Genomic DNA, 22078 nt, shown 5'->3' with positions numbered 1-22078 from the left:
TTAGGCGCGTTATGATCTCCTGACCGTCCCGGTCTTGGGGAACCCGACGTCATATCCGTCTCGTAGAGTCTGTTGGTAGCCGAGGGGTTGGACAGCATGAGTGGTGCGGAACGAATGCTCGGTGGATTGGCAGGACTTCTGGTATCGGCGGGACTGGCGGTGATCGGGATCCAGGCGGCGCATGCCCAGGCGGGGCCCCCCGGGCCTCCTGCGGTCGGCGTGTTCGAGGCGGTGAAGCGGCCGATCACCGAAACCAATGAGTTTCTCGGACGCATCGAAGCGCCCAACCGCGTCAACGTGGTGGCGCGCGTCACCGCGTTCCTGGAGAAGCGGAACTTCGTCGAGGGCGCCGAGGTCAAGGCCGGCGACCTGTTGTATCAACTCGAGCGCGGCCCGTTCGAGGCCGACCTGGCATCGAAGAAGGCGCAGGTCGCCCAGCTGCAGGCCACGCTGGTCAACGCCAAGCTGACCACCGATCGCGCCAAGGCCCTGATGGGCGGGCCGGCCGGGCAGCAATCGAACGTCGATGCGGCGGTCGCCAACCAGCAGAGCCTTGAGGCGCAGGTGCAGGCGGCGCAGGCGCAGGTCGACCTGTCCCAGATCAATCTCGACTACACCGAGATCCACTCGCCGATCGACGGCCGGATCGGACGCACCTCGGTTACCGAAGGCAATGTCGTGACGCCGAGCTCGGGAACCCTGACGACCATCGTCAGCCAGGACCCGATGTATGTCACATTCCCCGTGTCGGTGCGCGAGGCGCTCGATCTGCGCGACCGCTATGCGACGCGCGGCGGCTTCAAGGCGGTCGTGATCCGGCTGCGCCTGCCGGACGGCCGGCTCTACGAGAAGACCGGTGAATTGAATTTCGTCAACAACACGATCGCGCAGAATACCGACACCATCTCCTTGCGCGGCACCATCCCGAACCCGTCGACCTACACCTCGGTTGCAGCCGGCGGCGCGGTCCGCGAGCTCACCGACAATGAGTTCGTGACCGTGCTGCTGGAAGGCGTGCAGCCGGTCGAGGTGCTGGCGATCCCGCGTTCGGCGGTGCTGTCGGACCAGCAGGGTGAATATGTCTACGTCGTCGGCGCGGACAACAAGGCCGAGCAAAAACGGATCCAGCTTGGGCAATCGACCTCGACGATTGCGGCGGTGACGAGCGGCATCGCGCTCGGCGACAAGGTGATCGTCGAGGGATTGCAGAAGGTCAGGCCGGGCGAGGTGGTCGCGCCCGGACCGGCCAGCGCGCTGATCCAGTCGAGCATGAAGGTGTCGGCCGACAGCGGCGCCGGCAGCACGCCGAAGTCGACGGGCAATAACCCATGATCTCCGCCATCTTCGTCGATCGTCCGCGGCTTGCGATCGTCATCGCGTTCGTGATCACGATCGCCGGTGCGCTGGCGCTGATGCAAATCCCGGTCGCCCAGTTCCCGGACATCGTGCCGCCGCAGGTTACGGTCTCGGCCGTGTTCCCCGGCGCGTCTGCCGAAGTGGTCGAATCCAGCGTCGCCCAGCCGCTGGAGGCGCAGGTCGTCGGCGTCGACAAGATGCTCTACATGAAGTCGACCAGCGGCAATGACGGCAGCTATACGCTGACGGTCTCGTTCGCGCTCGGCACCGATCCCGATATCAACACCGTCAACGTCAACAACCGGGTGCAGAGCGCGCTCGCGCAATTGCCGACCGAGGTGCAGGCGCAGGGCCTGACCGTGCAGAAGAAATCCTCGGCCGTGCTGCAGTTCATCGTGCTGTACAGCAAGAGCGCCGAACAGGATCCGCTGTTCATCACCAACTACGCCATCATCAATGTGCTGGACGCGATCTCGCGCACGCCCGGCGTCGGGCAGGCGTCGCTGTTCGCCAAGCTGAACTATTCGATGCGGATCTGGTTCGACACCCAGCGCCTGACTAGCCTCAACCTGGCGCCGTCGGACGTGATCGCTGCGATCCGGGCCCAGAGCGTGCAGGCACCGGTCGGCCGCATCGGCGCGCGTCCGATCAGCAATGACCAGCAGTTCCAGTTCAACGTCCAGACCCAGGGCCGCCTGACCACATCCAAGCAGTTCGGCGACATTGTGCTGCGGGCCAATCCCGACGGCTCGGTGCTGCGGATCAGGGACGTCGCAACCGTCGAGATCGGCGCGCAGAACTCGGACTCGGAATCGCGGATCGACGGCAATCCCGGCGTGCCGATGGGCATCTATCTGGCGCCCGGCGCCAATGCCGTGACCACGGCGAAGGCCGTGCAGGCGACGCTTGCCCGGCTGTCGGAGCGGTTCCCGCCGGGGCTGACCTATCTCGTGCAGTACGACTCCACGACCTTCGTGTCCGATACGATCAAGGAGGTGATGAAGACCCTCGGCGAGGCTTTCGTGCTCGTCGTGATCGTGGTGTTCCTGTTCCTCGGCAATCTGCGCGCCACGGTGATCCCTGCCGTTGCGGTGCCGGTCAGTCTGATCGGCGCTTTCGCGGTGCTGCTCGCGATGGGCTATTCCGCCAACACGGTCTCGCTGCTGGCGATGGTGCTGGCGATCGGTATCGTGGTCGACGACGCCATCGTCGTCGTCGAGAACGTCGAACGCGTCATGGAGGAGGAGCCGGAGCTGTCGCCGGCCGATGCCACCAAGAAGGCGATGGCGCAGATCACCGCGCCGATCATCGCGATCTCGCTGGTGCTGCTGTCGGTGTTCGTGCCGATCGCGTTCATTCCCGGCATTTCCGGCACGCTGTTCCGCCAGTTCGCCGTGACGATCAGCGCGGCGATGGTGATCTCGGCGCTCAATGCGCTGACCTTGTCGCCGGCTTTGTGCGCGGTGTTCCTGCGCCATGGCGGCCCGCGCCGCGGCATCATGGGACGGGTGCTCGGCGGCATCGACTGGGTGCGCGACCGCTATGCCGGCGTGGTGCAGCGGCTGCTCCGCCTGGCGGTGCTGTCGCTGGTCGCGGTGCTGGTGTTCGCCGGCGCGGTGTTCGGCGTATCGAAGATCACGCCGACCGGCTTCCTGCCCGAGGAAGACCAGGGCGCCTTCTTCATCGCGGTGCAACTGCCCGACGGCGCCTCGGTGGCGCGCACCAGCGAGGTCACCAAGCAGGTCGAGGCGCTGTTGAAGAAGAACCCGGCGGTCGATCACGTGCTGTCGATCATCGGCTTCTCGCTGCTCGACGGCGCCAGCGAGCCGAACTCCGCCTTCATGGTGGCGCGCATGAAAGCGTTCGCCGACCGCAAGGCCGTCACCGACTCGGTGCAGGCCGCGATCGGGCAGACCTTCGTCGGCGGATCGCAGATCCGTCAGGCCTCGGTGCTGCCGTTCAACCTGCCGCCGATCATCGGGCTCTCGACCTCGGGCGGTTTCGAATATCAGCTCGAGGCGCTCGAAGGCCAAGATCCGGCCTCGCTCAGCAGCGTGATGGGCGGGCTGATCGGTGCTGCGAACCGCAATCCAAATCTGGCCCGCGTGTTCTCGACCTTCACCGCGACCAACCCGTCGGTCTATCTCGACATCGACCGCGCCAAGGCGCAGGCGCTCGGCCTCAACATGGCCGACGTCTTCACCGCGCTGCAGGCTACGCTCGGCGGCATCTACGTCAACAATTTCAACCTGTTCGGCCGCACCTGGCAGGTCAACGTGCAGGGCGATGCCGCCGACCGCCGCGACATCCCCGACATCTGGCAGATCTATGTGCGCAACACCGGCGGCGAGATGGTGCCGATTCGCTCGATCGCGTCCTTGCGCATCGTGACCGGCCCGCAGGTGATCACGCGCTACAACAATTATCGCTCGGTCACGGTGAACGGCAGCCCGGCGGCGGGCGTGTCGTCGGGCACCGCGATCGCGACGATGGCCGACCTCTCCAAATCGACGCTGCCTTCGGGCTATTCCTACGAATGGACCGGCACCGCCTATCAGGAGCAGGCGGCGTCGGGACAGACCGGCATCATCCTCGCGCTCGCGGTGCTGTTTGCCTATCTGTTCCTGGTGGCGCTGTATGAAAGCTGGACGATTCCGATTCCGGTGCTGCTGTCGGTCACGGTCGGCGTGTTCGGCTCGTATCTTGCGATCAAGCTCGCGGGGCTGAACCTCGATCTCTACGGCCAGATCGGCCTCGTGGTGCTGATCGCGCTCGCCGCCAAGAACGGCATCCTGATCGTCGAGTTCGCCAAGGAGCAGCGCGAGGCCGGCAAGCCACTTGCGGAGGCCGCGACGATGGGCGCGCAAATGCGCTTCCGCGCCGTCATGATGACCTCGATCGCCTTCATCCTCGGCCTGGTGCCGCTGGTGGTCGCGACCGGTGCTGCGGAAATCAGCCGCCGTGCGGTCGGCACCGCGGTGTTCGGCGGCATGCTCGCCGCCAGCTCGATCGGTATCTTCCTGGTGCCGATGCTGTTCGTCACCTTCCAGGGCTGGCGCGAGAGCGTGAAGAACCGCTTCGGTCGGCGAGGCAAGGCGGAACAGCCGGCGCCGCATTAGACCCGGCCTAATCCCATCGCGCATTAGCGGGGCCCGTGAGGCGGCGCTATACTGCTCGCCCCATCGATGGAGTTCCGGATTGAGCGTTGCGTTCACCAAGGAAGAAAGTGCCGAGACCGCGTCGGAGACGCTGTTGCCGGACCGCCCCATATCTCCGCATCCCAATCTGGTGACGGAAGCAGGACGGAAGGCGCTGGAGCTTCAGCTCCAGCAGGCGCGCGAGGCCTACGAGGCCGCGCAGCAGCTGGACGACGTCAACGAGCGGCGGCGGCAGTCGGCGGTCCCGCTGCGCGACGCGCGCTATCTCACGGAACGGCTCCGCACCGCGCAGGTCGTCGCCGATCCTGCCTCCACCGAAACCGTTGCCTTCGGCAGCACCGTGACCTTCAGCCGCGCCGACGGGCGCGTGCAGACCTATCGCATCGTCGGCGAGGACGAAGCCGATCCGAAGGCCGGCTCGATCTCCTTCGTCTCGCCGGTGGCGCGGTCGCTGATGGGCAAAGCCCTGGGCGACGTCGTGGGCGCGGGTGATCAGGAGCTTGAGATCGTCGCGATCGCGTAAAGCGGGATGACTTTTGATTGAATCGTCTTGGCGCTCTCGGGTGAGGGCTCTTGCTCTTTCGATCGACCGCAACCGCTCACCCGATTTGCTGCGCAAATCGACCTCTCCCAAGGGAGAGGTGAACTCTTCGATGCCGTTGCATCTCAGCCTGATCTCATCATGCTTTAGCGGACAGCGACTGCCGATCACGCCGCCGGCAGTGCAAGCCGTTCGATGGTCTGAATATGCCGGGCGAGCAGGCTGCAGGCCTGCTCGACGTTGCGCGCGCGGAGCGCCTGCAGGATCACGCGATGATCCTGGCTCGGCCGCGGCCGCCAGCCGGCGTTGCGCGCCATCGCAAACACCAGTCGCGAATTCGCCAGCTGCAGGCCGTCGAGGCTGGCGAGCAGCCGCGGCATCGCGCACGGCGCCACCAGCGCGTGGTGGAAGGCGCGATTGGCCATCTCGAAATCCTGCACCGTTTCGGCGTTGTCGCCTTCGATCATGGCGACCTCGATCCGCGCCAGATGGGCCGAGGTGAATTTCGGCGCAGCGTTGCGCAGCGCCACCACCTCAAGCGCAGCCCGCATCTCGGCGATCTCCTTCACCGACTTGGTGTCGAGCGGTGCGACCCGCACGCCGCGGCGCGGCACCGCAACGACGAGGTGCTGCGCCTCCAATTGCCTGAACGCCTCGCGCACCGGGACATGACTGGAATGGAATTCCCGCGCGATGTGATCCTGCCGCAGCGGGGCATCCGGCGGCAACGCGCCGCTGATGATGTCCTCAGCGAGCACCTCGGCAATGCGCCCGGCGGTCGTCGTGTTTTCAGCCTCTTCCGTCATAGATTATCTATCAAAAAAACGAGTGCACTGCCGCACAGCCTCAGCTAGCATCATTATAAGACCCAAGATCATAGATAATATTGAAAACTATCTATGATCGATCGCAAACAAGAAGGCAAGCCCGATGGTTGATGTCGTTGAGATCGAACGGACCGACAGCCGCAACAGCGCACCGCCCCGCAAGGTTTGGGAGCGGGCGGAGGCCGAGGCACTCTATAACCTGCCGTTCGCGGACCTGATGTTCCAGGCGCAGGGCATCCACCGCGCCAACTTCAATCCGAACCACGTCGAAACTGCGAGCCTGCTCAGCATCAAGACCGGCGGCTGCCCGGAAGACTGCGGCTACTGCTCGCAGAGCGCGCATTACGACACCGGCCTGAAGGCCACCCGTCTGATGCCGCGGGACGAAGTGGTCGCGGTGGCGCAGCGCGCCAAGGATGCCGGCGCAACCCGCTTCTGCATGGCGGCGGCATGGCGCAGTCCGAAGGACCGCGACCTCGACCAGGTCTGCGACATGGTCAGCGCGGTGAAGGGCCTGGGGATGGAGACCTGCGTCACGCTCGGCATGCTGACGCCCAAGCAGGCCGAGCGTCTCTCCGACGCCGGGCTCGACTTCTACAACCATAATGTCGACACCTCGCCCGAGTTCTACGACAAGATCATCACCACCCGCACCTTGCAGGATCGCATCGATACGCTGGCGCATGTCCGCGACGCCGGCATCAAGGTGTGCTGCGGCGGCATCATCGGCATGGGCGAGATGGTCGAGGATCGGCTCGGCATGCTGGTGCTGCTCGCCAATCTCCCCAGCGCTCCGGAAAGCGTGCCGATCAACCTGTGGAACGAGGTCAAGGGCGTGCCGGTCAACGACACCGCCGAGCGTCCCGATCCGATCGCGCTGGCGCGGCTGGTCGCAACCGCGCGGATCCTGATGCCGACCAGCGTGGTGCGCTTATCGGCCGGGCGGCAATACATGACCGATGAATTGCAGGCGCTGTGCTTCCTCGCCGGCGCGAACTCGATCTTCATCGGCGACGTGCTGCTGACCACCAAGAACCCGCAGCGCGATCGCGACGCCGATCTGCTGGATCGGCTCGGCATCACCTCCCGTCTCGCCTGAGCTAAACCTTCGGCATGCGCACGGCGCCCGCCGCGCGACCAACGACAAACCTGTGAGTGAAGCATGAGCGCAATCCATGCGGCCGCGGCCGCTGATTACGCCGCGGCCTTGCACGCCCTGAGCAAGGACGATCGGCTGCGCGGCCTCACGCCGCGCGCGGGCATCGATTTCGTCTCGAACGACTATCTGGCGTTCGCCAACGCGCCGCGCATCAAGCAAGCGGTTGCGGCTGCGCTCGCAGCCGGCACGCCGATCGGTGCCGGCGGGTCGCGGCTGCTGCGCGGCAATTGCGCGGAGCACGAGCGGCTGGAGTCTGAGGCCGCCGCGTTCTTCCGCGCCGAGACCGCGCTGTTGTTCGGCGGCGGCTATGTCGCCAATTTCGCGGTGCTGACGACGCTGCCGCAGCGCGGCGACCTGCTGGTGCTGGATTCGCTGGTGCATGCCAGCATCCATGAAGGCGCGCGGGCCGGCCGGGCCGAGTTCCGGTTCAGCGCGCATAATGATCCGCAGGCGGTCGAAGACACCATTCGCGGCTGGCGTGCGGAAGGCGGCAAGGGCCAGGTCTGGATCGTGGTCGAAAGCGTCTACAGCATGGACGGCGACATCGCCCCGCTCGACGACCTCGTCGCGATCGCCGACCGGCACGACGCGTTCCTGATGGTTGACGAGGCGCATGGCACCGGCGTCTATGGCGAGCACGGGCGCGGGCTGACGGCGTCCTATGAGGGCCGCGAGAACCTCGTGATCGTGCACACCTGCGGCAAGGCGCTGGGCGTTGCCGGCGCGCTTGTCACGGCCTCCACGGTGCTGCGCGACTTCATGGTCAATCGCTGCCGCCCGTTCATCTTCGCCACTGCGCCGTCGCCGCTCGTGGCCGTTGCGGTGCGTGAGGCCCTGCTGATGCTGCGAGAGGAGCCCGAGCATCAGCAGGGCCTCGCCAAACTCGTCGCGTTCACGCATCGCGAACTCGATCGACGCGGCTGGCGCAGTCCGTCGCGCTCGCAGATCGTGCCCTATATCGTCGGCGACAATGCGCGCGCGATGCAGCTTGCATCCAGCTTGCAGGGGCGTGGCTTCGACGTCAGGGGCATCCGGCCCCCGACCGTGCCGGCCGGCACCGCGCGGCTGCGCATCGCGCTGACCCTCAATGTCAGCGAGGACGACGTGCGGGCGCTGCTCGATGCGCTGGTCGAGGAGACCAAGGGCTGGTCGCGATGAGCGGCCGGATCGTGGTGACCGGCACCGATACCGGGATCGGCAAGACGGTGTTCTCCGCAGGCCTCGCCGGCTTCCTCGGCGCGAGCTACTGGAAGCCGGTTCAGTCGGGCCTCGATGAGGAGACCGATGCACAACGGGTGGCGCGGCTTGCGGGACTTTCGGCCGATCGCATCGTGCCGGAACGCTACCGCCTGCGAACGCCGGCCTCGCCGCATCAGTCCGCCGCGATCGACGGCGTACGCATCGATCCTGAGGCGCTCGCCGTGCCGGCAACCTCTGACCGGCCGCTGGTGATCGAAGGCGCCGGCGGGCTCATGGTGCCGCTCAACGACGACACGCTCTATATCGACATCTTCAAGCGATGGCGGCTTCCGGTCGTGCTCTGCGCCCGCACCGCGCTCGGTACCATCAATCACTCGCTGCTGTCGGTGGAGGCGCTGCGCAATCGCAAGATCGACATCCTCGGCATCGCGTTCATCGGCGAGAGCAATCCCGAGAGCGAGCGCGCCATCTGCGAGATCGGGCAGGTGCGCCGGTTGGGCCGGTTGCCATGGCTGTCCTCACTCGCAGCAGACACGTTGCAGGCGGCGTTCAAGGCGTCGTTCCGGCGCGGAGATTTCGAGGCATGACGTCGCCCAGGAGGTCTCCGATCTGGCATCCGTTCACCCAGCACGCGCTGCACGGCGAGATGACGAGGATCGTGCGCGGGGAGGGCGCCTATCTCTACACCGCGGACGATCGCCGCATCATCGACGCCATCGCATCCTGGTGGGTCGTGACCCATGGCCATTGCCATCCGCATATCGTGCGCGCGATCCAGCAGCAGGCGGAGCAACTCAACCAGATCATCTTCGCCGGCCACACCCATGATGCGGCCGAAGTCGTTGCCGCGCAGCTATTGAAGCTGGCGCCTCGCGGCCTCGACTACGTGTTCTTCTCCGATAGCGGTTCGACCAGCGTCGAAGTGGCGCTGAAGATGGCGCTCGGCTACTGGCACAATATCGGCATGCCGCGCACGCGGATCATCGTGATGCAGCACTCCTACCATGGCGACACCGTCGGCACGATGTCGGTCGGCGCGCGCGGGGTCTTCAACAGGGCCTACGCGCCGCTATTGTTCGACGTCGCGACGATCCCGTTTCCCGCCACAGGCCACGAGCAGGCGACGCTCGATGCGCTCGAGGCGGCGTGCAAGGAGCCGGCCGCGGCGGCGTTCATCGTCGAGCCGCTGATCCTGGGCGCGGGCGGGATGCTGATGTATCCGACTTGGGTGCTGAAGGAGATGAAGCGCGTCTGCGAAGCCCATGGCGTGCTGTTCATCGCCGACGAGGTGATGACCGGCTGGGGCCGCACCGGCACCTTGTTCGCGTGCGAGCAGGCCGAAATCGCGCCCGATATCGCGTGCTATTCAAAGGGCCTCACCGGCGGGTCGCTGCCGCTCGCGGTGACGCTGTGCCGCGCCGAGATCTACGACGCGCATTATTCCAGCGACCGTTCGCGCACCTTCTTCCATTCCAGTTCCTACACGGCGAACCCGGTCGCCTGCGCCGCCGCAAGGGCCAACCTCGAGCTCTGGCACCATGGTGCCGGCGAGCGCGTTGCTTCCGTCGCCGCGATGCAGGAGCGCCTGATCGCGCCGTTCCGCAGCGATGCGCGTTTCGAAAACGTCCGTCGCACCGGAACCATCACCGCGCTCGATCTGAAGGCCGGCGACGCCGGCTATCTCGCCGGCATCGGACCGAAACTGCAGGCTTTCTTCGTACGTCGGGACCTGCTGCTGCGGCCGCTCGGCAACACCATCTACGTCATGCCGCCCTATTGCGTCACTGAGGCCGACCTCGGTGAGATTTATTCCGCGATCGCGGATGCAGCCGACGAACTGGCCTGACGGTACACCCTGCGCGCCGCAAATTCCGTGACTGACGATTTGCATCGCGTGCCGTTTTGCACGCGATGGCACTCATGTGAATCGGCGTACTCTTGCGGGCACGCCGATCAGCCGGGTCAGGCGTGCTTGTGTGGCGCTGGCCTCGCCGCGGGATGTTGCGGCCGTGGTGCAGGATGCGGCCGTGGCGCCGGTCGTGACACATGCGGCGCTACGGGCCGGGGCGGCGGGGCACGATGCACGGCCGTTTGCGCGACGCGCGGCGCGGGCGGATGCGCGGCCGGGTGTGGCGCGGGTGGAGCATGCTGTGCGGCTTGCGGCCTCGGCGCATGCACGGCTCGCGCTGCGGCGACATGCGGCGCCGGCGCGGGACGTTCGCCTGCGGCCGGCGCGGCGTGAGCTGTCGGCAGGGCGTGTTGTGCCGGTTGAGCGTGCGCCGCCGGCAAAGCGTTCCCTGCGGGCAAGGCGTGTCCTGTTGGCGCTGCGTGCTGTGGCGGCAGGGCGTTTCCGCTCGGCAGCGCGTGCCCCGTCGTTTGAGCGTGCTCAGTCGGCGCGGCGTGCGTCGCCGGCAACGCGTTGCCGCTCGGCAGGGCATGTCCCGGCGGCACGGCATTCCCGGTCGGCACCGCGTGCTCGGCCGTCGGTTGCGCATGCCGGGCCGGCGGCGCCGCGATCGGCTTGCCCGGGCGCGCGGCGACCACGCCGGCGCCGCTGAACTGTGCGGCGTGTGCAGTCGCGGCAACCGCCGGATGACCATGGTTGTTGGCGAGCGTCAGCGCCGGATTCTTCATCGCCGCTTCCGCGTGCCGGGCCTGCTCGGCGGTCGGCGCCACGTGGTGCTCGTTCGCGGCCGCGACCTGCTGCGGCGTCGGCCGCACCGTGGTGCCGCCGGCGCCGCCAGTGTAGCTGACGTTGGTCGTGTTGTTGATGACAGTCTTGTTGTAGACGTTGGTGACCGAGACGTTCGAGACGTTGTTGACGGACCTGTTGTAGAAGAAGCTGCCGCCGCGCCAGTAGCCGCCCTCATAGCCGACGCCGGTGTAGCCGAAGCCGTAGGAGATGCCGCCGTAGAAGCCGACGGTCGCGCCCCAATACCCGGCGTGGAAAGCGTAGACGCCATCGTTCCAGCCCCAGTAACCGGGCGTCCACAGCAGGTCGGGCGCGGGCGGAAGCACCCATGTGCCGGGCACCCAGTAATAGCCGGTATCGTCGTCCCAGGCCCAATAGCCCGGAGTCCAGATGTAGCCGACCGCGGGCATCGGCGGCTGCACATAGACCGGCAATGGCGGCGGTGCCGCATCCACGGTGATGCCGATGCCGAGCTGCGCGTGCGCAGCGTTGGGCGGTGAGAGGCAGCAGAGGCTGAGAGCAAGAGCGAAAGGCAGTCCGGCGATGCGACGCATGGCACATACTCCAATCTTATTCCTCCAGCGTTGGAGTCGAATAGTGGCGGCGACATGAACCCGTTGTGAATGTTTGTGCTGACACCGTGGTTTCGAGATCGCGCGACGATGGAATCGTTAACGGCAGCAGACGACAGTCAGCTTGATGTCAGGATGGAACGCGAGGTTGTCTGCGTACGCCAGATGAAGGCACGGGCGGTGGGCCAACCGGCGCGTTCTGTGCCGGACGAACGCCAGCACTCCGGGCATATGGGAGTGCCTCGCCATTCAACGCGTGCGCGCCGATCGCGCGGAGCTTAGAGATCGCGGGGGTCGTGGGGGCGATGGTCCGCGCGCGGTCCCGAAACCTCAGCATCGCAACAAGCGGCGATTTTTGCAGAATCGGCCCAATAGCGCTGTCTTCAGATTCGTATAAGCTCACAAGCTATTTCACTCGCGTGAGAAGTTTCGATGCGGTCTCTCTGGTCGCGGCTGCTAGCACTCTGGATCATGCTGGTCTTGTCAGGAGCTGCGACCGGGTACCTCCTGTTCGAGTCCTTTCAGCAGACCGCGAACGCACGCGTTGCCCGGTCTGAGGAGCTGGTAGCACGCGCCTGCCGGGATATTGCCGACCGCTACCAATTCTTCGTCTCCGGTTGGACGGGCGGGCCCGTTGACGCCCGGCTGAAGCAGGAACTCAACGCGCTGGTTCAGGTCGCACTTTCCGGTGCCACCGGCGTCGAGGGAGGCGTCTGGCAGGCCGATGCGGGTTCGCTCGCCTACGCCTTCCCTTCTTATGAAGGTACGGGTCCGAAGACCGATCTTCCTGTCGCGGAACTGGGCACGATCCGCGAAGTCAATGGCGAAGCCCTGCGTTCGGGGCGGCCGGCAGGTTTGCGGCAGCCGGCGCGCTCGCAGGTGCTGCTGGTGCACGCCTGCCCGTTGCGCGGACCGCTGCAGGGCACGACGGCCTGGACGATGACGCGCGCCTTCACCGCGGAAGGTCCGGCATACACACAATTGCTGACTGGATTGGTTGTGCTTGCAGTCACCATCTTCGGCTCCGCGATATGGCTCGCGCGCGTGCTGTTCTCATGGTCGCGCAAGATCGCGGTCCTGGAGAAGGCGCTGGGGAAAAATGAAGACATCAATCTTCCAAGGCTTCCGCCTACCGGCGAGCCGGAGCTCGACCGGCTGGTCGATGCGCTAAACCAGACCGGCGAACGGCTCGCGCAGGAGCAGCGCCGCGCGAGTACAGCCGAGCGCCTTGCCGCCGTCGGGCGGCTGTCGGCGGGGCTCGCGCACGAGATACGCAACCCCATCGCTGCGATGCGGCTCAAGGCGGAAAACGCGCTTGCCGCCGGCGATGACGCCCGCAAGAAGACTGCGCTGGAAGCGATTCTGAAGCAGGTTGCACGGCTGGACACGCTGCTCCGCAATCTCTTGCAGATGACCCAGGCCGGCGAACCCAAGCCGATGGATGTCGAGCTTGCGTCGTTCCTGCACAGCACGATCGAGCCCCACCAGGAATTGGCGGCGGCCAACGGCTTGTCGTTGGAAACAGGAACGACGGCGCCGAACGATCCGTTGCCGCGCTTTGACCCTTCCCAGATGCAGCGCGCGCTCGACAATCTGATTCTCAATGCCATTCAGAACACGCCTGCCGGCGGGCGCATCATTGTGGACGCCCTGCGGGAACAGGATAAGCTGTTGCTATCCGTGACCGACAGCGGAGCGGGCGTGAGCGAGGAGATGCGTGACCGGCTGTTCGAGCCCTTTGCAACCGCGCGCTCCGAGGGAACCGGACTTGGGCTTGCCATCGTGCGGGAAATCGCGCGTGCTCACGGCGGAGAAGCTCGCCTCGCGCATACCGCGCGCGGTGCGCGGTTCGAGATCGAGGTGCCATGGCAAACGTCTTGATTGTCGATGATGACCCGGATTTGCGTGAAGGTCTTGCGGAGGCGCTGAGCGATCTCGGCCACACACCGCAAACGGCCTCATCGGGGCGCGAAGGTCTCGCCGCGCTGTCCGAGACGGTGGACGCGGTGCTGCTCGATCTCAAGATGCCGGGTATGGATGGCATCGAGGTGCTGCGGCGCATCAGGTCGCAGGAAAGCCCGCCTGCCGTGGTGGTGTTGACCGCGTTTGCCAGCGCGGAAAATACCATCGAAGCGATGAGGCTCGGCGCTTTCGACCACCTTACCAAGCCGATCGGGCGCGACGAACTGAAAATCCTCATGGGACGTTTGCCGTCTCGGCAGCGGCCCATCGCCATGACAAGCAAAGGCAGCCTCGATACCCTGATCGGATCGAGCGAGGCCATGCGGCGCGTGCAGAAGGCGATCGGGCTTGCCGCCGACAGCCAATCGACGGTTCTTATCCAGGGCGAGACCGGGACTGGCAAGGAGCTGGTGGCGCGCGCGCTGCACATGCATGGCCAGCACAAAGACGGCCCGTTCATCGCGGTCAATTGCGCGGCGATCCCGCCGGACCTGCTTGAGAGCGAGCTCTTCGGACATGTGAAGGGGTCATTCACAGGCGCGACGAGCGACCGCGTCGGCGCCTTCCGCGACGCTGACAATGGCACTTTGTTTCTCGACGAGATCGGTGACATGCCGCTTGCGATGCAGGCCAAGATCCTGCGGGTATTGCAGGAGCGGGTGATCACGCCGGTTGGCGGCAAACCGGTCCAGACCACGGCGCGGGTCGTCACCGCAACCCACCGCGACCTGCCAAGGCTCGTGGCGGCCGGCGGGTTTCGGGAAGACCTCTATTATCGTCTCAATGTCGTTCCCATTGCGGTACCGCCGCTGCGCGAGCGGCCGTCCGATATCGTGCCCCTTGCCGAGCATTTCCTTGCGCTTGCAGTCAGTTCCGGCCAGCCGCTGAAACAGCTCGACAGCGGCGCGATCGATAAGCTCGCGCGTTACGGCTGGCCCGGCAATGTCAGGCAATTGCGCAACGTTATCGAACGGGCTTGCCTTCTCACCAGAGGCCATACCATCGCCGCGGACGATATCGATACCAGCGCCGCGGAACATCACCCAGCTCACACGGCGCTTCCGGAGGGCGATCTGCCGGCAGCGGTGGCGCAGCTTGAAGAAGCGATGATCCGCAAGGCGCTGGACGCCTGCGGCGGCAACCGCACCGAAGCCGCGCGGCGCCTCAACATCAACCGCCAGCTTCTCTACACCAAGATGCAGCGTTACGGCCTGACCGGCGGAGATGCGTAAGAAAATCTGACGCCCGCCGTCAGAAAAGCCGACGACCGACCAGCCGAACGCTCCCAAAAATCCTTCACAAACAAGCACTTCAGCTTTGGCACGCCCATTGCTGAACCCTACGCATTGGCGACCCGCTCGCCATTTCTGAAGGAGCTTGATCATGAAGATGACAACGACGCGAATACGAGCGCTCGCGTGCGCGTTCGTCGCGGCGACAGCCATCGGGGCCGGCACGAGAGCCCATTCGCAAGCCGCCGGCGCCGTCTGGGATTCGTCGCAACTGCCGGAGTCGCGCGGCCGGGTGAAGCACTACACGTTGACGCCCCGCGGCGACGTTGACGGGCTGATCCTTGCCGACGGCACCGAAGTGAAGCTGCCGCCGCACCTCTCCGCCCAGATCGTCTATACGATCCGGCCGGGCGATGAGGTTTCGATCCGCGGTCTTCGTGCGCGAGCCATTCCGCTCGTCGATGCGACTTCAGTCAGCAATGTCGCAACCGGCAGAACTGTCACCGACGAGGGGCCGACGCGCGGCGCCGACAACGGCGGCGCGCAGCAGGCGTTCAGCGGCCGGATCGTCGCGGCGCTGCACGGCAAGCGTGGCGAGGTGAATGGCGCCATGCTCGACGACAGCACCCAGCTTCGCATGCCCCCGCCTGAAGCCGAGCGCTTTGCCGACTGGTTGCAACCTGGGCAGATGGTTTCCGTGCGCGGAGAAACGCTGGACACCGCGCTCGGCAGAGTGGTGGACGTGCAAGCGATCGGCGCCTCGCCCGGTCAGATGACCGAACTCGACGGCCCACGTCCGCTGCGTGGTCGCAAGGGTGGCCCCGACCGTTTCGGGCCGCCACCTCCACCGCCGCCGCGCGGCTGACGCCAGCCGCATATTTCCGAAGCAACACACAACAGAGGAGAACAACACCATGCACTGGATTGATCCCGATTGCCTGCCCGAAGTGAAAGGCACCGTCGAACGCTTCCTGCTGAACCAGCACGGCGAGATCGACGGCTTCGTCATGAATGGCGATGGGCCGGCGCCGGTCCTCGTTCACACGCCGCCGCACATGGAGGCCGAACTCACCCGCCACGTAAAGGCCGGCGACGCGGTCGGCGTCCGCGGCGTCCGTCCGCGCAAGAGCCATCTCATCGCGGCGGTCGCGGTCACGGCGGCGGATGGGGCGCATATCGTAGACCAAGGACCGGACCACGATCGCAAACATCCGAAGCTCGAAAGGAGGAAGATGTCGGCCGAGGGAACCGTGCGGCTGTCGTTGTTCGGCCCGAAGGGCGAACTCCGCGGCGCGCTGCTCGCCGACGGCACGGTGATCCGAATCGGGCCCAAGGAGGCTGAACAGCTTGCCGGTCTTCTTGCACCGAACGCGATGGTCGCGGTGAGAGGAGACGGTGTCGAAACCAGACATGGTCGCGTCGTCGATGCCAAGGAGATCGGCACCAGCAGCCGTGATCTCCGCGCGATCAAGGCCGCAAAACCGAAGCCCAAGCACGAAGAAAAGCCCAAACACGATCGTTCCACACACGCCTGAGGTCGATCGCCAAGAGGAAATTGGCGGAATAACGTCGAGAGTCGAGGCCGGATATGTCCACTGATTCAAGATCGAGACAACGTGCCAACCGCGCCCTCGACGCCGCCAATTTCTTTCTTGCCGATGTGCGCGACGGGCTCGGGCCTTATCTCGCCATCTATCTGCTGACCGTACAAAAATGGGATGAAGCCAGCATTGGCGTCGTGATGTCGATCGCCGGCTTTGCCGGCATCGTTGCGCAGACGCCGGCTGGCGCGCTGGTCGATGCGACAAGGGCAAAGCGCCTGGTGACGGTCATCGCTGCGCTGATCGTCACCTGTGCCTCGCTGGCTTTGCCTCTTTGCGCAGGCTTCTGGCCGGTTGTTCTGTCGCAAAGCATCGCGCATGCGGCCGGTGTGATCCTTCCCCCGATGCTGGCGGCCGTTTCCCTTGGCGTCGCGGGCCATCGAGCCTTTGCCGCCCGCATCGGCCGCAACGAAGGCTTCAACCACGCCGGCAATGCCGCGGCCGCCACGATTGCAGGCGGCACGGCTTATTTTTTCGGACCGCAGACCGTGTTCTACGTGCTTGGCTGCATGACTGTCGCAAGCCTCATCAGCGTGTTGGCGATCCCGGAAGAGGCGATCGATCATGACCTGGCGCGCGGACTACACGAACATGCCGGGAATCCGGACGGCGATCGCGAGCGGCCGTCAGGGTTTGGCATTCTCCTGACGTGCCGCCCGCTTCTGATCTTTGCGGTTTGCGTAACGCTGTTTCACCTCTCGAATGCGGCGATGCTGCCGCTGGTCGGACAAAAACTCGCGCTGCAGGACAAGAATCTCGGCACCAGCATGATGGCTGCGTGCATCCTCGCGGCCCAAATCGTCATGGTGCCGATGGCGATGCTCGTTGGGGCGCGGGCCGATCGCTGGGGCCACAAACGCTTCTTCCTTGCCGCGCTCCTGATCCTGCCCCTTCGCGGGGCGCTCTATACGCTGTCCGACAACGAGGCCTGGCTCGTCGGCGTGCAACTTCTCGATGGAGTCGGCGCGGGCATCCTTGGCGCGATCTTTCCCGTGATCGTCGCCGACCTCATGCGCAACACCGGGCGCTTCAACGTCGCGCAAGGCGCAGTCATCACGGCGCAAAGCATTGGCGCGGCACTCTCGACGACGCTCGCAGGTCTTGTCGTTGTGAAGGCAGGCTATAGCGCAGCCTTTCTTGCGCTCGGCGCGATCGCGGCGATCGGCTTTGGGGTTTGCTGGTTCGCACTGCCCGAGACCCGCACGCATTCCGGTACGAATGCCGGCCGGATGGAGCATGCCGAGCCGGCAGCCTCCGGTATCGCTGCGAGGTGATTTTGAGTGTTCTTTTGGAGGTGGCGGAATGGTGCCCATGCACGAATCGCTCCTGACCTGGGGTATCATTGCTCCGGCAACGGCTGGCGTCATCATCAGGCCATTTCGTCTGCCTGAAGCGATCTGGGCGGTCGCGGGTGCCGCCGCGCTGGTGACTTGCAACGTCCTGACTGCAAGCGAAGCGCTGCGCGGTGTTGCCAAAGGCCTTGATGTCTATCTGTTCCTGATCGGCATGATGCTTGCTGCTGAACTTGCGCGGAACGAAGGGCTGTTCGACTATCTGGCCGCAATGGCGGTCGAGCATGCGCGCGGTTCGCCACAGCGTCTGCTTCTTCTGATCTATGCCGTCGGCATCGTTGTTACCGCGCTGCTCTCCAATGATGCCACTGCCATCGTATTGACGCCGGCCGTCTGCGCCGCGACCCGTGCCGCCGGAGCGAAGCCGCTGCCCTATCTGTTCGCCTGCGCCTTCATCGCCAATGCCGCGAGCTTTGTGCTGCCGATCTCAAATCCGGCCAATCTCGTGATGTTCGGCGAGCGTATGCCGCATCTGTCCGAATGGTTGCGCCAGTTCGCGCTGCCATCGGTTGTCGCGATTGTCGTGACCTTTGTCGTGCTCCGAATTACCCTGCGCCGCGCGCTCGCCGAAGAGAGCATCGAGCGCGCCGTGCAGCATCCCAAGCTCGGCCGCGGCGGCAGGCTCACCGCAGCCGGGATCGCCGCGCTCGGCATCGTCCTGTTGACGGCATCGGCGCTCGACATGTCGTTGGGGTTGCCGACGTTCATTTGCGGCATTGTCACGGCTGCGGCGGTGCTGGTTCTCAGCCGGCAGTCGCCGTGGCCGGTGACAAGAGGCATTTCGTGGAGCGTGTTGCCCTTGGTCGCGGGGTTATTCGTGATGGTGGAAGCGCTGGTGAAAACCGGCGCGATCGGCCAACTCAGCGGGCTTCTTCAGGCCGCGATCGAGAGATCGCCGACCCAGGCCGCCTGGGGCACCGGAATCGCTGCCGCGGTGGCCGACAACATCGTCAACAACCTTCCCGTTGGCTTGGTGGCGAGTTCGGTCGCGGCCAGCGGCCAGCTCCCTGCGCCGGTCCTCGGCGCGATGCTGATCGGCGTTGATCTCGGGCCCAATCTATCGGTGACTGGCTCCCTCGCAACAATCCTGTGGCTGGTGGCGCTGCGGCGCGAAAAGATCGACGTCACCGCGTGGCGCTTCCTGAAAATCGGTGTGCTGGTGACGCCACCCGCGTTGCTGGCGGCGCTCGCAGCCGCGATCCGGTGACGATTTCGTCCAGGTCGCTTGCTCGCTCGACGAGAAAGACCTGGAGCTTTCATCTCGCGCGATAGCACCGCGCCGCAAGCGTAGAGGAACTGGCGCACCCGACACGATTCGAACGTGTGACCTTTGCCTTCGGAGCAATTTAACCTGCCCTTCGCCGCTTTTCGATGGGTTTCGCTTCGATGCGCTATGCTACTGTAATTATTGGAGAAATTGCTTTTTTTGTTCCCCTGACGTACCCTCGGATACGCTCCGACTTGCGTCCAACTGCTTACGTGGTGCTTACGCGAGAATGGGAGTTTGGACGGGAGAACTCCCATGGCTAAGCTCACAAAGCGCCTCGTCGACGCTGCCGAGTCCCGCGAGAAAGACTACGTCATTTGGGATGACGAGCTACCAGGTTTCGGGCTGCGTGTTTTCGCTTCTGGCAAGCGCAGCTATGTCCTCCAATATCGGGCATTGGGGCGCTCGCGTCGCTACACCATCGGCTTACATGGAGTGTGGACCGCCGAGAGCGCAAGGCAGGAGGCAAAGGTCCAGTTGGGGCGTATCGCTCAGGGCGACAATCCCGCCGAGGAGCGCCAGCTCGATCACAAGGCGATCACCGTCAAGGAGCTTTGCACGCTTTACGTCAACGACCTGAACGCAGGCCTCATCCTTGGGAAAGGTGGGCGGCCCAAGAAGCCGACAACCGTCGTTACGGATACCGGACGCATCGAGCGGCACATCATCCCGCTTTTGGGTACGCGCCGCGTCAAAGATCTGACCAAGGCCGACATCAATAAGGTCCTCAAAGACATCATGGCCGGCAAGACGCGAGCATCGGTCAAGACAAAGAAGCTGCGTGGCAAGGCCATCGTGCGCGGTGGCGCCGGAACAGCGACACGCACGGTCGGCCTCCTCGGTGGCATTCTCACCTACGCCGTCGAAGCGGGTATCATTGCTATCAATCCTGCCCACGGCCTGCGGAAGCCAAAGGACAACGTTCGCACTCGCCGGCTCACCGAAGCAGAGTACCGGATACTGGGCGAGATGCTCCGCACAGCCGCGAAGGAGGAAAAGTACGCGACGACGGTGGAGATCATTCGTCAGATCGCACTGACCGGCTGCCGTCGCAGCGAGATGATCGGCCTGATGTGGACCGAAGCCGATATCGATGCGAGCTGCCTGCGGCTGATCGACAGCAAAGAGGGGACCTCGATCCGTCCTGTCGGACTGCCCGTTGTCGAGTTCCTCGAGGCACGACGGGAGACAGCATCCGGCTCATATGTCTTCCCCGGCTACGGCGACGACAATGCGTTCGGCAGTTTCCCGAACCATTGGGAGCAGATTTTCAAGAACTCCCCGCTCTCGGATGTCACGCCCCACGTCTTGCGGCATAGTTTTGCGAGCGTCGGCAACGATCTCGGCTTCACCGAGGTGACGATCGCGGCGCTAGTCGGGCACGCCAAAGGTTCCGTCACCAGCAAGTACATCCACACGCTCGACACGGCCCTCATCATGGCCGCGGACACAATCGCCGGCTACATCCAGGGCCTACTGGACGGAAAGGCGTTCAAGCAAACGGCGTATGCGCTCGACCGCAATTCTCGAAAAGCGGCTCTCGCTCGCTTTCTTCGCAAGGCGGCCGGCGATGACGACCCGCAAGCCAACGATGAAGAGCGCCTGGCCGCGTAAGGCAGCAGTGGGGCTCGCGGCGCAGGCCAAGCCTTGCGGCTCGCGCGCATGATCAGGGCACCTGACGTTCGGGCTCCTGGCGGCGACCGGTTTCGCAATAGCCGTCGATCCACGCTGTCCGTCGAGCATCGTCGGACCACAGCAGCGGAAAGAAACTTTCGTCGAGGCTGGCGTCTCCGGTTCGCTGGTAACGGCGGTAGATGTAGCCGCCGTGCCGGTCGCTAAACTGTGCGTCGGCGGGAACCATGTGCACACCGATGGCGCGGCGCATTCGATCACCGGTCGTGTTGGGACCTGAACCGTGCCAGATTTCACCGGAGTGAAAGACGCACGAGCCCGCCGGAACTTCGATGAAGACCGGCTCCGCTGGCATGATGCCGGCCGCCGCCGCAGCCGCCTTCATCTGAGCGCGATAATCATCCTGACCGTGGAAAGCTTCGGGGAGAGGAGTGAGCGGCCACATATGGGAGCCAGGCACATATTCCAGGGTACCTGCATCCCGATGGGTATCATCCAAGGTCACCCAGCAGGTGATAGTCCGAGCCGGGTTTAGAAAATCCATGAAGGATGAGTCCTGATGATGCGCTACCGGTTTGGTCTTCGGCGCCTTCCACCAGACGGTATCTTGTCCGAGCCGCACACCAGGCCACCCGGCCAGCCGAGCGGCCGCGCGGCCGACATCAACTGAAAGCGCCAGCTTCGCGACATTCAGGTCGGCCTTCCAGGCATTCGCCATGTGGCGCGTCACGTCAGGCAGACTCATGCCCTCGCGCCAGTACCATTCGTCAGGGTAAATGCCAGTGTCGAACTTACCTGCGAACAGTTTGGGAAAGCTTTTGCAGAGTGCCGCAACGCGCTCTTCTGCCAGGACGCGCTCCACAATAAGGTAGCCATCGCGTCGAAAGCGTTCGATGTCGGCCTGGCCTAAATCGGCGAGAAGAGGAAGATCGAACGCAGCCACACCGATGTCCATCTATCGTTTCTGATAAAATGTAGTATTATCATCGGCATGAGCGACGATATAACGAATGAATTACGGCCAATTGAACCTATCCCCGACCTTGACCGAATTGACGTCGGAATTCTCCGCCTTCTGCAGAACAATGCTCGGCTATCGGTGAAGGAGATCGCTGCCGAGGTCGGCCTCGCAGCCTCCACCACCCATGAACGGATCAAGCGGTTCCGCGATACTGGCATCTTGCGCGGAACCCATGTCGAAGTAGACCCAAGGGCGCTGGGGATCGGTCTCGAGGCTCTCTTCATGATTGAGCTATCGAAGCACGAACGTGGGACGGTCGACCGGTTCATGGACGACGTTGTTGGCGTGCCGGAGGTACGATCGGCATTCCTGGTGACTGGGCGCTACGATCTCATCGTGCATGTGGTTGTGCAAGACACCCGACACCTCAAGGATTTGGCGCTGGACCAATTTACCAACAGGCCTGGAGTCACCCGTATCGAAACTTCGATTATTTTCGATGCTCGCAGGCGATACGAGCTGCCAGTCTTCCGTCCGCTCCGATAAAGTCGACCCGGAAACTTGCT

At 64.6% G+C, this 22078-nt stretch carries 18 protein-coding genes; 15 read left to right on the top strand and 3 right to left on the bottom strand.

Annotated elements, in window-relative coordinates; translation table 11 throughout:
• Positions 1 to 114 precede the first annotated feature (114 nt).
• The 3 genes from ACVW17_RS06675 to greA all read left to right on the top strand — a co-directional run bounded on the left by ACVW17_RS06675 (position 115) and on the right by greA (position 5037).
• On the top strand, positions 115 to 1332 hold the full coding sequence (locus ACVW17_RS06675; RefSeq protein ID WP_456751096.1) for an efflux RND transporter periplasmic adaptor subunit: 1218 nt from the start codon (positions 115 to 117) through the stop codon (positions 1330 to 1332).
• Positions 1329 to 4475: an efflux RND transporter permease subunit gene (locus ACVW17_RS06670; protein WP_456751095.1), complete on the top strand. Its 3147-nt coding sequence runs from the start codon at positions 1329 to 1331 to the stop codon at positions 4473 to 4475. The genes ACVW17_RS06675 and ACVW17_RS06670 overlap by 4 nt, the downstream gene beginning before the upstream one ends.
• Before the next feature lie 79 nt (positions 4476 to 4554).
• On the top strand, positions 4555 to 5037 hold the full coding sequence (gene greA, locus ACVW17_RS06665) for a transcription elongation factor GreA (RefSeq protein WP_456796973.1): 483 nt from the start codon (positions 4555 to 4557) through the stop codon (positions 5035 to 5037).
• A 185-nt stretch (positions 5038 to 5222) separates the two neighbouring features.
• Here greA and ACVW17_RS06660 read toward each other — a convergent pair whose 3' ends face one another.
• On the bottom strand, positions 5223 to 5861 hold the full coding sequence (locus ACVW17_RS06660) for a GntR family transcriptional regulator (RefSeq protein WP_456751093.1): 639 nt from the start codon (positions 5859 to 5861) through the stop codon (positions 5223 to 5225).
• A gap of 124 nt (positions 5862 to 5985) precedes the next feature.
• On the opposite strand from ACVW17_RS06660, the gene bioB reads away from it, so the two are divergent.
• The 4 genes from bioB to ACVW17_RS06640 all read left to right on the top strand — a co-directional run bounded on the left by bioB (position 5986) and on the right by ACVW17_RS06640 (position 10087).
• The gene (gene bioB / locus ACVW17_RS06655; protein ID WP_456796972.1) at positions 5986 to 6981 is read left to right on the top strand and encodes a biotin synthase BioB; all 996 of its coding nucleotides are present in this window, start codon (positions 5986 to 5988) and stop codon (positions 6979 to 6981) included.
• A gap of 63 nt (positions 6982 to 7044) precedes the next feature.
• A complete protein-coding gene (locus ACVW17_RS06650) occupies positions 7045 to 8199 on the top strand; it encodes an 8-amino-7-oxononanoate synthase (protein WP_456796971.1) in 1155 nt (384 codons plus the stop codon).
• A complete protein-coding gene (gene bioD, locus ACVW17_RS06645; protein WP_456796970.1) occupies positions 8196 to 8828 on the top strand; it encodes a dethiobiotin synthase in 633 nt (210 codons plus the stop codon). Before ACVW17_RS06650 ends, bioD begins: the two co-directional genes overlap by 4 nt.
• Positions 8825 to 10087, top strand: a complete 1263-nt coding sequence (locus ACVW17_RS06640) for an adenosylmethionine--8-amino-7-oxononanoate transaminase (RefSeq protein ID WP_456796969.1) — start codon at positions 8825 to 8827, stop codon at positions 10085 to 10087. Before bioD ends, ACVW17_RS06640 begins: the two co-directional genes overlap by 4 nt.
• A 116-nt stretch (positions 10088 to 10203) precedes the next feature.
• Here the strand turns inward: ACVW17_RS06640 and ACVW17_RS06635 are convergent, their stop codons facing one another.
• Positions 10204 to 11487 (bottom strand): hypothetical protein, encoded by a 1284-nt coding sequence (locus tag ACVW17_RS06635; protein ID WP_456796968.1) that lies wholly within the window; start codon positions 11485 to 11487, stop codon positions 10204 to 10206.
• 450 nt (positions 11488 to 11937) lie between these two features.
• Between ACVW17_RS06635 and ACVW17_RS06630 the strand changes: the two genes are divergently transcribed.
• The 7 genes from ACVW17_RS06630 (at position 11938) to ACVW17_RS06600 (ending at position 20533) form a co-directional block, all read left to right on the top strand.
• Complete coding sequence (locus tag ACVW17_RS06630; protein ID WP_456796967.1) at positions 11938 to 13386, top strand: sensor histidine kinase; 1449 nt, start codon at positions 11938 to 11940, stop codon at positions 13384 to 13386.
• Positions 13371 to 14699, top strand: a complete 1329-nt coding sequence (locus tag ACVW17_RS06625; RefSeq protein ID WP_456796966.1) for a sigma-54-dependent transcriptional regulator — start codon at positions 13371 to 13373, stop codon at positions 14697 to 14699. The genes ACVW17_RS06630 and ACVW17_RS06625 overlap by 16 nt, the downstream gene beginning before the upstream one ends.
• 157 nt (positions 14700 to 14856) lie before the next feature.
• Positions 14857 to 15564 carry a hypothetical protein gene (locus ACVW17_RS06620; protein WP_456798935.1) on the top strand — a complete coding sequence of 236 codons (708 nt, stop codon included), beginning with the start codon at positions 14857 to 14859 and terminating at the stop codon, positions 15562 to 15564.
• Between the two features lie 49 nt (positions 15565 to 15613).
• Positions 15614 to 16234: a hypothetical protein gene (locus tag ACVW17_RS06615; RefSeq protein WP_456796965.1), complete on the top strand. Its 621-nt coding sequence runs from the start codon at positions 15614 to 15616 to the stop codon at positions 16232 to 16234.
• Positions 16235 to 16287: 53 nt separating this feature from the next.
• Positions 16288 to 17574: an MFS transporter gene (locus ACVW17_RS06610; protein WP_456796964.1), complete on the top strand. Its 1287-nt coding sequence runs from the start codon at positions 16288 to 16290 to the stop codon at positions 17572 to 17574.
• Between the two features lie 37 nt (positions 17575 to 17611).
• Positions 17612 to 18859 carry an arsenic transporter gene (locus ACVW17_RS06605; protein ID WP_456796963.1) on the top strand — a complete coding sequence of 416 codons (1248 nt, stop codon included), beginning with the start codon at positions 17612 to 17614 and terminating at the stop codon, positions 18857 to 18859.
• A 315-nt stretch (positions 18860 to 19174) separates the two neighbouring features.
• Positions 19175 to 20533: a tyrosine-type recombinase/integrase gene (locus ACVW17_RS06600; RefSeq protein ID WP_456796962.1), complete on the top strand. Its 1359-nt coding sequence runs from the start codon at positions 19175 to 19177 to the stop codon at positions 20531 to 20533.
• Between the two features lie 52 nt (positions 20534 to 20585).
• Here the strand turns inward: ACVW17_RS06600 and ACVW17_RS06595 are convergent, their stop codons facing one another.
• The gene (locus ACVW17_RS06595) at positions 20586 to 21506 is read right to left on the bottom strand and encodes a phytanoyl-CoA dioxygenase family protein (protein WP_456796961.1); all 921 of its coding nucleotides are present in this window, start codon (positions 21504 to 21506) and stop codon (positions 20586 to 20588) included.
• Positions 21507 to 21542: 36 nt separating this feature from the next.
• Between ACVW17_RS06595 and ACVW17_RS06590 the strand changes: the two genes are divergently transcribed.
• Positions 21543 to 22058, top strand: a complete 516-nt coding sequence (locus ACVW17_RS06590; protein WP_456796960.1) for an Lrp/AsnC family transcriptional regulator — start codon at positions 21543 to 21545, stop codon at positions 22056 to 22058.
• Positions 22059 to 22078: the final 20 nt, after the last annotated feature.

The sequence above is a fragment of the Bradyrhizobium sp. USDA 4473 genome, assembly GCF_054063335.1.
Note: the sequence above shows the minus strand (reverse complement) of the source record. Positions and strands in the feature narration are given on the sequence as shown.